The sequence below is a fragment of the Streptomyces sp. SYP-A7185 genome (assembly GCF_046103685.1).
In the GTDB taxonomy this organism is placed as follows: domain Bacteria; phylum Actinomycetota; class Actinomycetes; order Streptomycetales; family Streptomycetaceae; genus Streptomyces.
The window spans coordinates 9,099,461-9,114,880 of record NZ_CP122310.1 but is presented as its reverse complement, the minus strand read 5'-3'; the positions used below and the strand labels follow the sequence as shown (position 1 = coordinate 9,114,880).

Sequence of the window (15,420 nt, the reverse complement as noted above, 5' to 3'; positions counted from 1 at the left end):
GGTGGCCCTGTCCTGTCTGTGCCGTCAGGTCGCTTCCAGCTCTGGAAAGCCTTCCGGGTCTTCCAGCTCTTCCAGGAAAGGGACGATCGCGTCAAGGAAGTGTTCGTTCCGGTCGCCGGCCACCATGTGCCCCGCCCCGGCCACCTCCACGCGCCGCGCACGGGGAACGTGCCGGCAGAACTGCTCGGCGATGTCTTCGCGCACCACGTCACTGGCCTGCCCGCGGACGAGCAGAACCGGTACGTCGGCGCGGCGTGCGGCCGAGAGCAGACGCTCGGCCATGCCCGGCGGGTCCATCCGGCCCTCGAAGGAGTCCAGCATCCGCGGGTCCCAGTGCCAGATCCACCGGTCGCCTTGGCGGCGCAGGTTGTGCGCCATCCCCGTGGCGGATGCCCCCGCACGCGCCCGCTGCGGCAGGTAGGCCCGGACCGCCGCGGTCGCCTCCGCCACTTCGGCGAACCCCTCCGGGGCGCCGCGCATGAACTCCACGATCCGGCGGAACCCGCGGGGGTCGGGCCGGTGGGCGACGTCGACCAGCACCAGGGCGCGCACCATCGCCCCGGGGGCTTCCCCGGCGGCGAGCAGTGCGCTCAGGCCGCCCAGCGAGGCACCGACGAGCACCGGCCGCCGGCCGGTTTCGGCGACCAGGGCCCGTACGTCCCGCGCGAACAGGCCAAGATCGTAGTCTCCGTCGGCCGACCAGCCGCTCTCCCCGTGGCCGCGCAGGTCCGGGGCGATGACACGCCACCCTCGCGCGGCCAGTCGAGGTCCGGTCCGGGCCCAGGCGTGCCGGGTCTGACCACCGCCGTGCAGCAGGATCACCGGCGGGCGGGACGCCTCACCCCATACATCCGCCGCCAGGACAAGCCCGTCACCACCCGCGAAGCCGCGGTGGCCGGGCCGTGCATCCGCCCTCACTCCGTCTCCCGGGGGCGCAGGGGCGCGAGCAGTTCCTCGCGGCAGCCGTCCACGCCCGCCGCGGCGAGCGCGACGTCCAGCGCGAACAGGGCACGCGTCAGGAACAGGCGGTCGTCGATGAGGGCGGCCACCCACTGATGCAGCGCGCCCACGCATGCGGTGGCGACCAGGGCGGCCAACGCGTCCGTGTCGACATCCGGGCGCAGCACGCCCCGGGCCCGTGTCTGCGCCATCGCCTCGGTCAGCCGGTCAAGGGGGCTGTGGTGGAGCGCAAGGCCGCTCTCCTCCCATCCGCGCACCATCCGTCGCGACACGACGGGGTCGCCGAGGAACAGGTGCACCGTCGTGCGGACGACCACGTGCGGGTCACCGGCGTCCTGACCCGCCAGACGGTCCTCGAACTCCTCCATGAACCGGGCCGCGAGCGCCTCCCAGAGCCGCTCGCGCGGCCCGATCAGGTTGTACACGGTCGCCGGAGCCACCCCCGCGCGGTCGGCGATGCGCTCCACGCCGACCGCCGAGTCCGGCTCCTCCCGCAGGAGTTCGCGCGCCGCGTCCACGATCCGCGACCGGCGCCGCGCCTTGTGGCGCTCACGCAGGCCCTCTTCGGCCTCCGGCATCCCGGTCCTCCGCCCCGTCGGCCAAACCTAGAGATGTCTCTAAAGTTAGAGACACCTCTACAGGTAAGCAAGGGGCGAGCGGGGGGCTGGCTCCCCGGCATCGGCTACGGGCTCGGCCTGGTGCGCCGGAAACCGTCCTACTGCGTGGCTCCGCCCAGCCACTTGAGGCCGTCCAGCAGGAACCGGTTCTGGGTGGCGCTCGCGAACGTCGACGACAGGCGGGTGTTGGTCGAGTAGTTCATCGCGTTGTGGCCGAAGTTGGCGTACAGCATCTTGTACTTCGTGTTGGTCCACAGGATCGGGTAATAGCCGCTGTACCAGGACTGGTTGGGGTCCGTGCCCAGCGGGAAGCTGCTGGGGTCGACGGAGGCCAGGATGTTGATGTCCGGGTTCTGGCGCAGATCCTTGGACCAGCTGTACCACTCGCTGACCGAGGAGGTGAAGGTGGCCGGCAGGTTCCTGGTCGACGGGTGGGTGCGGTTCTCGGTCTTCAGGACCGCCGTCGTGGGTCCCCAGGTGTTGGACTTGAAGGTGCCGCTACCGAGGAAGGTGTTGTGATACCAGGGCCAGCTCGCCGCCTCGGTCGTGAAGGCCGCGACGTGGAAGCCCATCCAGGCGCCGCCGCCACGCATGTACTTCTCGAATCCGGACCGCTGGGCGGCGTTCTGCGGCGCGTCGTCGAGGAACAGGACCACCTGGTAGGCGTTGACGCCGCCGTTGGCGAGCAAGCCCCAGTCGTTGCTGGCCTTGTAGGTGAAGCCGTTCGCGGCGGCTTGCCGGGGGAACCAGTCGTTGGCTTCCTTGACGAAGTCGATGTGTGCCGCGTCCCAGGTGCCGCTGTAAAGCGCGAGGACCTTGAACGGGGCCGCCGTGGTGGGGGCCTGATCGGCCTGTGCGGCGGGCGGTGCCGCCAGGGCGAGCAAGGTGGCCAGCAGGAGGGATATGCGCAGGAGTACGCGCGCAGAAGCGGATCGGTGCATGGGGGATCACAGCCCTACATAGGAGCCGACGCGGGGGGTGCTCCCTGCTCACCACATTCACACTGATGAACAGCGAGTGCATTCATGAAGCTGTGGCGATCGGGAACCTAAAGGTCTGCACCAAAGGCGTCAAGAGGTGAAACCAAGAACGGGACGAACAGCGCCGCGTCCGCGAGGAGTTGAACGGGCAGGGCCGCCGGGGCGACTCCTCGTCAGTTTTTCCTTGTTGAGGACAAAGTATGGACGACGAGCGGCGCTGTTCGTACTCTGGGCGTCGCTCTCGTACGGAATTCTGCGCAAGGCGCGGCCAAATGCCGCTGCCCGCCCCACCGGTACGTGCATCACCTCCACTCCGCGGACGCGGGCCGAGGCGGCCCGGGCCGCCTCGCAGCGCCCAGCAGGAGACAGAGTGACGCCACACGAGCACGACCTCACGCCACCCCCGCCCCGCATCCGCCCGCGCACGCGCCTGAGACCGCGCAGAACCCTCGGGGCACTCCTCGGGGTCCTGCTCGCCGGTGGCGCCCTCACCGCGCCGGCCGCCGGCGCCAAGGAGAAGCCCTTCGCCGACCTGCCGCCACAGGAACCCGGCGTCACCCTGCGGGTGTTCGACGTCCAGTCCCCGCTGAGCAAGCTCTGCGACCTCAAGCCCGCCCAGACCCCCAACGTCGACAAGCTGATCCCCACCATCGACTGGTCGTCCACCGAGGGCTTCGGGTTCAGCGACAACTTCGTGTCGCAGATCATCGGCAACATCAACGTGCCCGCCGACGGCGCGTACACCTTCCGCCTGATCAGCGACGACGGCTCCCGTCTCTTCATCGGCGACAAGAAGGTCATCGATCACGACGGACTGCACGGGGCCGAGCCCAAGGACGGCGAGATCACGCTCGATCCCGGCTACCACCCCCTGCGCATCGACCACTTCGACCGCGGCAACGACCAGCAGGTCACCTTGCAGTGGAAGCCGCCGGGCGCCGACTCCTTCACGCTCGTGCCCAACTCCGTCCTGAGCACCGACGCCGACGTGGTGCGGGTCACCGCGCCGGGCCGCAAAGAGTGCGAGGGCACCTACGACACGCCCGGCGACGGCCTCCCGCTGAAGTCGGTCAACCCCGGCTACACCCTGACCGACCTGCGCCCCAAGGGATTCGAGCCGCAGGTGTCCGCGATGGACTGGCTGCCCGACGGCCGGCTCGCGGTGAGCACCTGGGGCGGCAGCCAGGAGACCAAGGGCGCGGTGTACGTCCTGGACAACGTCACCGGCGACACGGGCCCGGACAAGGTCACGTACGAGAAGATCGCCGACGGGCTCAAGGAGCCGATGGGCATCAAGTACGTGGACGGCAAGCTGTACGTCTCCGAGAAGCACCAGCTGACCGAACTCGCCGACATCGACGGCACCAACGACGCGGGCGAGATCAAGAAGATCGCCGAGTGGCCCTACGGCGGGAACTTCCACGAGTTCGCCTTCGGGCTGCTCTACGACAAGGGCGACTTCTACCTGAACCTGTCCGTCGCCATCAACTACGGCGGTGCGACGACCGATCCGCAGCCCGCCGCGAACCGCGGCACCACCATCAAAGTGAACAAGAAGAGCGGGAAGGTCAGTTACCTGGCCGGCGGACTGCGCACGCCCAACGGCATCGGCCGCGGACCGGGCGACGAGCTGTTCGTCACCGACAACCAGGGCGGCTGGCTGCCCGCCTCGAAACTCGTGCACGTCAAGCAGGACCGGTTCTTCAACCACTACACCAACCCCAAGGGCCCCTTCGACGACCAGGCCGTCACCAAGCCGGCGCTCTGGCTGCCGCAGAACGAGATCGCCAACTCCCCCAGCACCCCCATGACGATCAAGAAGGGGACCTTCGCCGGACAGCTGATGTTCGGTGACGTCACCTACGGCGGTCTGCAGCGCGCCGACCTGGAGAAGGTCGGCGGCGAGTTCCAGGGTGCGGTCTTCCGCCACACCCAGGGCCTGGAGTCGGGCATCACCCGCATCTCCACCGGGCCGGACGGCGCGATCTACACCGGCGGACTCGGCGCGGACGGCAACTGGGGCCAGGAGGGCAAACTCCGCTTCGGACTCCAGAAGCTGACCCCGAACGGCAAGACCGCCTTCGACATCAAAACCATGCGCGCCACCAGCGACGGATTCAAGCTCACCTACACCAAGCCGCTGTCGGACAAGACGATCGAGAAGCTGACCAGCGGCGCCTACTCCGTCGAGCAGTGGCGCTACGCCCCCACCCCCGCCTACGGCGGCCCCAAGATCGACGAAGAGTCCCTGCCCGTCACCGGCGCCCGCGTCTCCGACGACCGCCGCACCGTGCAGCTGACCATCCCCGGCCTCAAGAGCGACCGCGTGGTGCACGTCCGCTCGCCGCGCCCGTTCTCCTCGGCCGACGACGAGCAGCTGTGGTCCACCGAGGCGTGGTACACCCTCAACACGCGCCCCGGCCACACCGACCCGGTCACCACCTACGACGCCGAGTCGGCGCGGCTGTCGGGCGGCGCGGACATCGACACCGAGCACGCCGGCTTCACCGGCGGCGGCTTCGTCGACGGCTTCGGCGAACCGGGCGCCGCCGCCTCCTTCGACGTCCAGGTCCCCGCCAAGGGCACCTACGCCGTGGGCCTGCGCTACTCCAACGGCCCCAACCCGTCGGCCGGCACCAAGACCCTGGGCCTCAGCGTGAACGGCGGGGCGGCGCGTCAGACGAGCCTTCCCTCGACCGAGACCTGGAAGCGCTGGTCGACCAAGACCGAGAAGCTCGAACTGCGCAAGGGCCGCAACACCATCAAGTACACCTACCGGCCGGAGGACACCGGCCACGTCAACCTCGACGCGCTCGACGTGCGCCGTCCCGGCGGCCGCATCGATCTCTTCTCCGGCGGCAGCGTCTCCTCGGCCTGGCAGCACACCGACGGCCGCAGCGTCGAATGGCCGCACACGGCCGACAAATCGATCGAGGTGTGCTGCGGCGACATCCGCACCAAGCAGGCCTACGGAGACTTCAAGCTGCACGCCGAGTTCCGGGTGCCGAAGCTGCCCGACGACGTGACCGGACAGGACCGCGGCAACAGCGGGATCTACCTCCAGGAGCGGTACGAGATCCAGATCCTGGACTCGTTCGGGGTGGAGAAGCTCGCCGCGAACGAGGCCGCCTCCATCTACAACAAGAAGGCCGCCGACCTCAACGCCTCGACGGCGCCGGAGACCTGGCAGACCTACGACATCACCTTCCGCGCCGCGCGCTTCGACGCGGACGGAAAGAAGACGGCGGACGCCAGGATCACGGTGGTCTGGAACGGCAAGAAGGTCCACGACGACGTGGCCGTCGACGGTCCCACCGGAGCCGGTGACGCGGAGTCCGCGGCAACAGGAGCGATCAAGCTCCAGGACCACGGCAACAAGGTCCGCTTCCGCAACGTGTGGATCGAACCGGCGGCCTGACCCCCCGCCCCTCCCCCGGGCCGCCCGCCACCAGGCGGGCGGCCCGCTTTCCGTCCTCCCGCCTCCGCCCTGATCACCGAGGAGCGTCCTCGGCCGGGCGGCGCGCCCCCGAAAGGAGACCGGAAGTGCCGCAAACCCCCGCCAACGGCCCTGCCGTGTGGTCCTCTTGAACAAGTGACCTCTCCGGCACGGCCGGAGGCGGCGTGAAGGGGGCTGGGCCATGTCCGACGGAGCAACCCCGCAAAGACCCCCGCGCCCGCGGCGCCGCGCGGTGGCCGTGGCCGTCACGGTCGGTCTGCTGGTCGGCGCCGTCGGAGGCGGACTCGCCGCGCGTCTGACGGAGTCCGGCACACCTGGCGGGGACGGCGAAGGCCGCGGGGGCGGCGGGGCGAAACCGTCGGCCGCCGCCACGGCCGGCTCCCGTGCCGAGACCATCCGCTCCGCGATGCTCGCCCAGAAGCGGGTCAGCGTAGAGGTGCTCGCCCGCCAGGGCGGCGACCCCGACTACTTCCACGGCCAAGCCCGCCTCGATCTGGTCGACGCGACCACCGCCCGGGCCGCGACCCACGTCCTGTACGACGGGGGCGAAGGTCACCCCTGGAATCCTCCCGAGATCGTGCTGGTCGGCAACCGCGCCGGCATCACACCTGACAAGGAGATGACCGGACCCGACTACGGCCCGCAGGGCGCCTACCGCACCGAGTCCGACGCGGCGGCCGCCGCAGCGGACGACATGGCGGTGCGCAACGCCCTGGAGACCCGGTGGCTGGCCCAGCCCGCGCACATCGTGGCACTCCTCGACGGCGCCGGCGAGGTGGACACCGACCGGGCGGGCGGCACCCGCACCCTCACCGGAAGCACCCCCTTGAGCGTGCTCGGCGCCGACGCCACCGTCGGCGGCCTCTACCGCTCCGCCGCGGCCGAGCGCCCCGGCGGAGCCGTGCGCTTCACCCTCGTCGTGAGCGCGCGCGACCTCCCCACGTCGCTCAAGACCGAGGGGCCCGCCCCCTCCGCCAAGGATGACTTCAGCGTGCGGTACGGGCAGTGGGGGCAGGGCGAGGCCATCGGCACGCGGCCGGGCCCCTCCCCCGCCCCGCAGTGGACGACCACCGGCTGAGCATCCCCACCGATCCGCCGGCAGGTCCGGTGTCCCGGTACGCCGGCCGACCCTGCACCTCAGCCGCCCGGCGCCTCAGTCGCCCAGGAGCTCGACGTAGCCGTCGGTGCCGTGTACGCGGATGCGCTGCCCGTCCCGGATCAGCCGGGTGGCCCGCTCCACGCCGACGACGGCCGGCAGGCCGTACTCCCGGGCGATCACCGCGCCATGGGTCATCAGGCCGCCCACCTCCGTCACCAGACCCGCGATGCCGACGAACAGCGGCGACCAGCTGGGATCGGTGAAGGTCGTGACCAGGATGTCGCCCGCTTCGAGATCGGCCTCCGCCATGTCGAGAATGACGCGGGCCCGCCCCTCGACGGCCCCCGCGGAAACCGGCAGACCGACCAGGGCACCGGCCGGCGCGTCGTCGCGGCGGTACGACCCGCTGAGCGCCTCGCCGTCCGAGGTGAGTACGCGGGGCGGTGTCAGCGCCTGGTAGGAGCGGAACGCCTCCTTGCGCCGCCCGATGAGCCCGTCGTCCACCCGCTGCGAGCGCACGGCCTCGTGGAACTCCGGGAAGGTGAGGTAGAAGGCATCCTCCTTCTCGGCCAGCACCTGGGCCCGCACGAGGCGCTCGGCTTCCGCCAGCAGGGCCTGCTTGTAGACGAAGTAGCGGCTGATGATGCCGTACTTGGGATACTCCCGGTAGCCGATGAACGCCCTGACCTGGTCGATCATGCGCTTGGTCGCGGCGGCCTTCTGCTCCCCGTCCGGCAGGGCCCGCAGACGTGACAGCACGTCCTGTTCCTTCTGCCGCGCCTTCTGCCGCCCTTCCTCGAAGCGGCGCCCGGCTGCTCCCGGCCCGAAGTTCCTGACGTTGTCCAGGATCGCGGGCACGAGCGTGAGGGGGCTCTCGCTCCACCGCGGCCTCGTGATGTCGATCTCGCCCGCGCACCGCATGCCGTACCGGTCGAGGTAGGCCCGGACGGCGTCGCGTGCTTCGGTGCCGCCGGTGAGCCGGGACAGCGCGTCCAGGAAGCCGGCGTCCTGAGCGTCCTCGGCATCCTCCAGGAACGCCACCACCTGCGGGTACGGACGGATCACGTCCGCGACGTCGAGCAGCGCCAGCCCCATCTCCGACGTGATGTTGTCGGGGGCGGACAGCGTGAGCGTGTCAGCCGCGTTCTTCTCGCCCAGCCACTCCTGGAGGTTGTCGTTGAGCCACCACGTGGCCTCCATCCCCGCCATGATCGCCCGCATGCTCAACGGGTCGCCGAGGACCCGCTTGTGCTCCTCGAAGGCCTTGCGCAGGAAGTCGAACAGCGCCGGACCGCTCTGCGTCCGGATGTCACGCTCCAGGGCGGCGACGGACTGTCGGCTGCGGTCGATCAGTTCGGCGACGATGGCCGGATCGGGCTCGGCGGGGGCGGGCGCGGCACCGGGCGGCGGACCGGCGGGGGCCGGAGCGCCAGGGGCCGGGTCCGGGAGCGGCAGAACGAAGTCGTCGCGGTCGAGGACGGTCTCCAGAGCATCCCTGACCAGGGGATCACCCTTGCCCATGAGATCCAGGAGGCCGGCGCGGCTCGTGGGCGAGGCCAAGCGCCGGGTGACGTCGACGAACAGCCTGCCGCCGGCCTCCTGCATGGGCGCCATGGCGGTCAGCTGCCACATGGAGTACCCCAGGGGCTTCATGGTGTCGGTCATCATCTGCTGATGGCCCACGGAGACGTAGATGCGGTTCTCGTCGTCGTCGGCCTCGGGAAGGGGGAACAGGGTCGTGATCGGGCGGCTCTGGACGATCTGGAAGTCGCCGTCGGCCAGGCACCATTCGATGTCCTGCGGGCGGCCGAAATGCCCCTCGATGCGTCGCCCGAGCTCCACCAGCCGCACGGCCTGTGCGTCCGTCAGGGCCGGCTGCCGCTGCCGCTGCGCGTCGACGGTCACTTCCCGCGTGCCGCCGGCGGGCAGGGCGTCGATGGCGCGCTCTTTGGCGGCGATCGTCCTGGCGACGATCTCGCCGTTCCGCACCGTGAAGACGTCCGGGTTCACCAGGCCCGAGACCAGCGCCTCGCCGAGGCCGAAGCCGGCGTCCACGGTGGCGACCTTGCGGTTGCCGCTGACCGGGTCGGCGGTGAACAGGATGCCGGCCGCGTGCGGGAAGACCATCCGCTGGACGACCACGGCCATGTGGACCGTGCGGTCGTCGATGCCGTTGCGCCGGCGGTAGGTGACGGCCCGTTCGGTGAACAGCGAGGCCCAGCACCGGCTGACGTGCCGCAGGACGGACCGCGCCCCCACCACGTTCAGGTAGGTGTCCTGCTGGCCCGCGAAGGAGGCCGTGGGCAGGTCCTCCGCCGTCGCGCTGGAGCGGACGGCGCAGGCGGCTTGCTCGCCGAGCCGGGCCAAGGCGCCGGTGACGGCCGTCGCGATGTCGTCCGGGACGATGATGTCCTCGATGATGGTGCGGATCTCCGCGCTCAGCGCGCGGATCGCCTCCCGGTCGTCCGGGCCGGAGCGCGCCAGGCGGTCGAGCCGCTCGCCGAGCGAGGGCTCTTCGGCCATGACCCGCCGGAAGGCATCCGTCGTCACGCAGAAACCGTCCGGCACACCGATGCCGTCGATCCGTGAAAGCGCGCCCAGGTGCGCGCCCTTGCCGCCGACGGCCGCCACCTGCGTCTCGTCGGCCTCGTGCAGTTCCCACACGTACTGCCCCGTCATCGCGCCACCTCCGAGCAGCCGTGCTCCGTCGTACCACGGTCACCGATCGACTGACCGGCGCCCACAACTCCGTCGAACCTCATGCCGAGCGCGTCCTCATCCCTGTTTGCCTGCCCTGCGCCGAAAAGGGCTGGGGCATCGGCCGATGATTGTGCGCCCTGACCGGGGCCTTGCGGCAAGCCCCCTGGCACGCTATAAGTTGAGAGTGGCAAGGAGACGGCTCTCCTTGCCTTTTCTCTTTTTCCGTCCATTCGGACGACAAAAGCAGCCGCGCTCACCCGCCGTCGGCCGTCAGCTGCCGAAAGGGATGTCCTTTCGTGTGGCCATGCGGCGGGTTTCCGGGTGAGCCTTCACATAGTCCGTGATGTACGCGAGCGAGGTGCGCACCGAGCTGTCGTCGGTGCCGCAGCCCTGGGCGCCCTTGACGCCGTCGGGGTAGCACGACATCCGGTTGCCGTAGATCAGACTGTCCACGGCGGCGCTTCCGTCGGCGGAGTCGAGCAGGGCGGCGGCGCGTTCCCCGTCGCCCTTGCCCACCGTCCAGCCGACGGTCTGCGCCAGGTTCCCGGCGTCGCGCGCCTTCCGTGCGGCCGCCAGTTCCTTCTCTATGCCGCCGAACTTCAGCGCCATGTCGAACAGGCCGTTGTGCATCACGCGCCGGCCGCCGGGGACACTCGGTCCGTGCTCGGCGAAGCCGTCCCGGACCTGTGCGTACTCACCGCTGTAGCTGACGGCTTCCTTGGAGTTCAGGTCACCGAGGACCTTCTGCCAGCCGCTGCCGCCCTCCTTGCCGTAGAAGCCGTAGAGCACCCGGATGCCCTTGCTCTCCAGCTTCGTGCGCGCCATGTCCCGCAGCGCGGCCACCGAGCAGTGCCGCCACTTCGGGTCGCCGCTGTCGCACCAGTCGGGGTTCTTCATGTCGAGCCAGACGAAGGAGACGTGCCGCCCGCCCTCGTGCTCCGTGGCCACCTGGTCGAACATGTCCGCCATGGTGTCGCCGGAGCTGGTGGGGGTGCCGTCGTGGTCCGCCCACCAGCCCTTGCGCCAGGCGGTGGCGTCGATCTCCAGTGCGTTGGCCCCGTGGGCGAGTGCCTTGCTCACTCCGCCCGTGGTCAGCACCCGGTGGGCGATGGCCCAGGTGGGGCGCTGCTCGGCGGTGTCCGGTGCGCTCCGGGAGGCCGTCTCGTCCTGCGGTGCGGCCATCGCGGCTCCGGTGCCCAAGGTGGCTGCGGTGGCGACCAGAGCCAGGGGGATCAGTGTGGCGCGAAGCCGACGTGGGGCGGTCATGAGCGCGGGTCCTTTCTGTTCCCGGGCGGGCAGGGTGCGCCGGCCCGTCTGCCGTACGGGCGGCTGCGTGCCGTACGGTCCGGCGGGCGCCTGCCCGCGACTGCCGACCCTATGTCAAGTTACCTGTCGGTAACGGTCGGGTGCGCGATGTGAGGGGCAGGGCGGGCGCGTGGGTCCGGCGCCCGATCAGCGCAGTAGTTCCGGCGCCGGGCCCATCACGATGACCGGCCGGTCCTGGGGGTCGAGGAGTCGCAGCAGCTGCCGCATCTGGCTGCGCGGCAGGGCGACGCAGCCGTTGGTGGGCCCTTCGTGGTCCACGTGCACCCACAGCCCTCCGCCCTTCTCCTCCCCCAGCGGCCGCACCTTGTCGAGCGGGGAGAAGCCGGGCCGCCGGTTGTAGTCGATCGCCAGGACGTAGTCGAAGGTGCCCTCCAGCGACTCGCCGTAGAACCCGGTGCCCGCCTCGCGGAATTCCTCGTCCTGGTCGTAGGGGAGCTTCGTTCCGGGGTTGGGCAGCAGACCGCCGGCGTCGCCGAGGGTGAACACGCCGATGGGCGACCGCAGGTCACCCGCCTCGTGGTCCAGGGTCCACCCGTCCACGGCGTTGCGCGCCGGCCAGGGCCCCACCAGCCGCAGCCAGTCGGCTTTCCCCGTCCGCGTGTAGAGCGTGGCCGACGCGTGGCTGGTGGTGGTCTCCGGGTTGCCGGAGACCACCAGGACCTGCCGCGAGTCGTCGGGGATCTGCGCCCGTGTCTGCGGGCCGAGTCCGGGAATGGCGCCGGCGGCTTGGCCCCCGGGGCCCGCTCGCCCGGTCACCCCGGCCGGGAAATGCATCGTGGCGCGGTGCTTGTCCGTGGCCGGCGGCGTGCTTGCGCAGCCCACGGTGAGGAGACAGCAGGCGACGGCCAGGGCGGGAAAGAGCTGGCTGCGGACGGTGGGGCGCATGGCGGGTCCTCCCAGGACGTGAGGTCGAACGCGGCTTCAGGACCCGGCGGGGACGAGCAGGGCCACACCCAGGGCGACGACGGCGCACAGGCCTCCGGCCGCCGCCAGGAGAATGGCCTGCGCCTGCACGGCATCGGTGTCCTCACCCTCCAGGGGGGCGCGGCTCAGATCCCACACGGCCTGGATCTGAACGGACAATCCGATGACCACTCCGAGCAGGACAATGGCGTCGGTCATTTCATTCTCTTTCCTCCGCGCGACGAGGGTCGCGCTCGGCGCGCTCGCCGCTCTTCACCTGTCTCTCTCGCGGCGCTCTTCGGGCTGCTCCCGCATTACGGGGCCTCCCCATACCGGGGCTCCCGCAATTCCGGGCGCGCGAGCACACGCCGTACATTCCGATGATCCACCGATAGTGCTTTTCCCCGACGGTCAACGCGCCGCAGCGGTCCGATCGGATTGCCCGCCATGGCCGAGCGTCAGCCTCTCCCCAAGGCTTGTGCCCCCCCGGGGCGGGCGTTCGCCCGCGGGTTTCGCACGGCGCTCCCACCACCGGTCGACCGCCCGCCCAGTAGCCGACGGCCGCCCGCGCGCCGCCCCGAAGTGCCCTTCACCCAGGCGTAGATGGACAACTACTGTGTCCCCTGCCCGTCTCGACCGGACGGCGTGAACGGTGTCGTGCTGCCCGCGCGCCCACCGCCCTTGAGGAGCTCTCGCATGGACGCACCGATCCTTGTCCTGGACGCCGCCGGCAGTGACCGGCACGCCGAGGACGCCGAGTTACGCTCGCGCGGACCGGCCGCCCGTGTCGATGTCCTGGGGGTCGAGGCGTGGGCCGTGACCGACCCGGCCCTGCTCAAGCAGCTCCTCACCGATCCGCGGGTCTCCAAGGACCCCCGGCTGCACTGGCCGATGTTCCCCGACCAGATCCTCGGCACCTGGCCGCTGGCCCTGTGGGTGGCCGTCGACAACATGTTCACCGCGTTCGGCGGGGACCACCGACGCCTGCGGCGCCTGGTCAGCCCGGCCTTCACCGCGCGCCGCATCGCCGCCCTCCAGCCGCGCGTCGAGCACATCACCGCCACGTTGCTCGACGAGCTGGCCGCCCTCCCGGCCAAAGAGGCCGCCGACCTGCGCGAGCGGTTCGCCTATCCGCTGCCCATCCGGGTCATCACCGAGCTCATGGGGCTGCCCGAGCACTCCCAGGCGGACTTCCGCCGTACCGTCGACGGCGTCTTCGACACCACGCTCAGCCCCGATCAAGCCGCCGCGAACACCAAGGAGCTGTACGCGATCCTGGCGGACATGGTCGCCGCCAAGCGCGCCCGTCCCGGCGAGGACATGACCTCCGTGCTCATCGCCACCCGGGACGACGCCGAGGGCGGCGACGGCTCCGCGCTGAGCGAGCAGGAACTCCTCGACACGCTCCTCCTCGTGATCAGCGCGGGCTACGAGACGACCGTGAACCTCCTCGACCAGGCCATCGCCGCGCTGCTCACCCACCCCGCGCAGCTCGCTCTGGTGCGTGCGGGCACCAGCACGTGGACCGACGTCGTGGAAGAGACGCTGCGCTACGAGGCGCCGGTCGCGCACCTGCCGATGCGGTACGCCGTCGAGGACATCAAGCTGGACCAGGGACTCACGATCCGTCAGGGCGAGGCGATCCTCGCCTCCTACGCGGCAGCGGGCCGCCACCCCGACCTGCACGGCCCGACCGCCGGCTCCTTCGACCTGGCCCGGGTCGGCAAGCAGCACCTGGCCTTCGGGCACGGCGTACACGTGTGCCTCGGTGCCGCCCTGGCCCGGATGGAGGCCGAGATCGCGCTCCGGGGGCTGTTCGAGCGCTTCCCGGACCTGGCGCTCGCCGTCCCGGCCTCCGACCTGCGGCCCGGGGAGTCGTTCATCTCCAACGGACACCGGGAACTGCCGGTCATCCTCCGTCCGGGCAACGGGAGTTGAGTCCGCTCCCGCGACCGGCGGTTCAGGCGGTGCTGAGCGGATGCGCCGCCGTGGCCGAGCGCGGCGGCCAGGCGCGCGGCGCGAGGATGCCGAGGACGTAGGCGCGGGCGACGAGGGCCGGGCGGGTGGCGGCGCCCAGGTGGTGCCGCAGACGGCTGAGGTGGTAGTCGACCGTCTGGCGGGAGAGCTTCAGCGAGGTGGCGATGTCGCTGTTGCTGCTGCCTTCCGCCAGGAGGGACAGGATGCGGACCTGCGCGGCGGTGAGCGACGGATGGGCGTCGTGGGCCAGGCTCTGGTGGGTGACCACGGCCCAGACGTGCCGGGCATGGGCCGCGGAGTGGCCGACCGTGGTCAGGTGGAGCTGGGCGCGGCGTTGGCGCCCCTCGCCGTCGACGAGCACCGCGGACGTCTCCATCCGTCTGGTGCGGCGGGCTATCAGGCCGTTCCATCTGTGGTGCAGCCGCTCCAGGTCCACGGCCGGAGCGGGGGCGAGCAGCGTGTGCGCCCGGCGGCCGATCAGGTCGGGCAGGCCGACGCGAAGCAGCTCGGCGGCCGCCGTACTCGCCTCGATCACGCGCCCGGCGGCCGAGAGCAGCGCGCAGGGCAGCCCGCTGTGGTCGCGCAGCGCCTGGAGGTGTTCCTCGGCCTCCTGCCGCTGGACCAGGGCGCGCAGGTGGTCGGTGATGTCGACGTAGATGCCGGCGACGCAGGTCTGCGTGTCCTCCCGCACCGGGAAGCGGTGGCCCACCGCCCGGCCCGCGCTGCCGTCGGGGCGGCGGTAGCCCAGGGTGTGGCGCACCGGTGTGCCCCGGGCGAGGATCTCCTGGTCGAGGGCGCGGAACTGGGCGGCGTCGGCGGGGGCGTCGAAGTCCTCGATGTACTTCCCGGCGAGTTCCCCCGCGGTGGTTCCGTACAGGTGCGCATAGGCGTGGTTGGCCCATAGGTAGCGGCCTTCGCGGTCCCGGATGAAGGCGGCGGCCGGTGCGAGGTCGACCAGGTCCGCGAAGGCGGCGTACCGGCGGGGTTCCTCGGGGTGGGCCTCGGGGTGGGCGTCGACCTCTACCGCGAGACCGCGCGTCCGGCCGTGGGTGCCGTTGTCGTCCGGTGGGCAGCTCACGTCGAAGGTGCGGCCGTCGAACCGGGCCTGCCAGTGGTCCGCGTCCAACGGGCGTCCGGGGGACGAGAGTTCCTGGTGCATCCGCTCCAGGAAGCGCTGCGCCGTGCGCGTGTCGGCGAACGCGCCGCCTCCCCGTTCCAGCACCTGCCACGGCTCGGCGACCTCCCACCAGAACACGGGCAGGTGCTCGAGCAGGGCCTTGAGGCTGGAATCGTCCACGGGGTTCTCTCCGTCCGTATACGGCTTTTGACGCACAGTCACCTCGCGATGCGTATCCCGTGCCGATCTCGCGCATGCGAGGTTCTCGGCCGAAGTGCTCCTGG

Annotated in this window: 10 protein-coding genes and 1 pseudogene; 3 read left to right on the top strand and 8 right to left on the bottom strand. The window is 71.0% G+C overall.

Annotated features, from left to right (window positions below; all coding sequences use genetic code 11):
• Positions 1 to 24 precede the first annotated feature (24 nt).
• The 3 genes and pseudogenes from QBL25_RS40145 to QBL25_RS40135 all read right to left on the bottom strand — a co-directional run.
• Positions 25 to 918: an alpha/beta fold hydrolase gene (locus QBL25_RS40145; protein WP_409061898.1), complete on the bottom strand. Its 894-nt coding sequence runs from the start codon at positions 916 to 918 to the stop codon at positions 25 to 27.
• Complete coding sequence (locus QBL25_RS40140) at positions 915 to 1,538, bottom strand: TetR/AcrR family transcriptional regulator (protein WP_409061897.1); 624 nt, start codon at positions 1,536 to 1,538, stop codon at positions 915 to 917. The genes QBL25_RS40145 and QBL25_RS40140 overlap by 4 nt, the downstream gene beginning before the upstream one ends.
• 146 nt (positions 1,539 to 1,684) lie before the next feature.
• Positions 1,685 to 2,518 (bottom strand): annotated as a pseudogene (locus tag QBL25_RS40135) (ThuA domain-containing protein); the annotation flags it as partial.
• 451 nt (positions 2,519 to 2,969) lie between these two features.
• On the opposite strand from QBL25_RS40135, the gene QBL25_RS40130 reads away from it, so the two are divergent.
• Positions 2,970 to 5,975: a family 16 glycoside hydrolase gene (locus QBL25_RS40130; RefSeq protein ID WP_409062948.1), complete on the top strand. Its 3,006-nt coding sequence runs from the start codon at positions 2,970 to 2,972 to the stop codon at positions 5,973 to 5,975.
• A gap of 220 nt (positions 5,976 to 6,195) precedes the next feature.
• Positions 6,196 to 7,092, top strand: a complete 897-nt coding sequence (locus QBL25_RS40125; RefSeq protein WP_409061896.1) for a hypothetical protein — start codon at positions 6,196 to 6,198, stop codon at positions 7,090 to 7,092.
• Positions 7,093 to 7,167: 75 nt separating this feature from the next.
• Here the strand turns inward: QBL25_RS40125 and rph are convergent, their stop codons facing one another.
• The 4 genes from rph to QBL25_RS40105 form a co-directional block, all read right to left on the bottom strand.
• A complete protein-coding gene (gene rph / locus QBL25_RS40120; protein WP_409061895.1) occupies positions 7,168 to 9,792 on the bottom strand; it encodes a rifamycin-inactivating phosphotransferase in 2,625 nt (874 codons plus the stop codon).
• Positions 9,793 to 10,083: 291 nt separating this feature from the next.
• Positions 10,084 to 11,079: a phospholipase gene (locus tag QBL25_RS40115; protein WP_409061894.1), complete on the bottom strand. Its 996-nt coding sequence runs from the start codon at positions 11,077 to 11,079 to the stop codon at positions 10,084 to 10,086.
• A 186-nt stretch (positions 11,080 to 11,265) separates the two neighbouring features.
• On the bottom strand, positions 11,266 to 12,024 hold the full coding sequence (locus tag QBL25_RS40110) for a L,D-transpeptidase family protein (RefSeq protein WP_409061893.1): 759 nt from the start codon (positions 12,022 to 12,024) through the stop codon (positions 11,266 to 11,268).
• A 36-nt stretch (positions 12,025 to 12,060) separates the two neighbouring features.
• Complete coding sequence (locus QBL25_RS40105; protein ID WP_409061892.1) at positions 12,061 to 12,261, bottom strand: hypothetical protein; 201 nt, start codon at positions 12,259 to 12,261, stop codon at positions 12,061 to 12,063.
• Between the two features lie 477 nt (positions 12,262 to 12,738).
• On the opposite strand from QBL25_RS40105, the gene QBL25_RS40100 reads away from it, so the two are divergent.
• On the top strand, positions 12,739 to 13,980 hold the full coding sequence (locus QBL25_RS40100) for a cytochrome P450 family protein (RefSeq protein WP_409061891.1): 1,242 nt from the start codon (positions 12,739 to 12,741) through the stop codon (positions 13,978 to 13,980).
• Positions 13,981 to 14,002: 22 nt separating this feature from the next.
• On the opposite strand, the gene QBL25_RS40095 is transcribed toward QBL25_RS40100, so the two are convergent.
• Positions 14,003 to 15,316: a PAS domain-containing protein gene (locus QBL25_RS40095; RefSeq protein ID WP_409061890.1), complete on the bottom strand. Its 1,314-nt coding sequence runs from the start codon at positions 15,314 to 15,316 to the stop codon at positions 14,003 to 14,005.
• Positions 15,317 to 15,420: the final 104 nt, after the last annotated feature.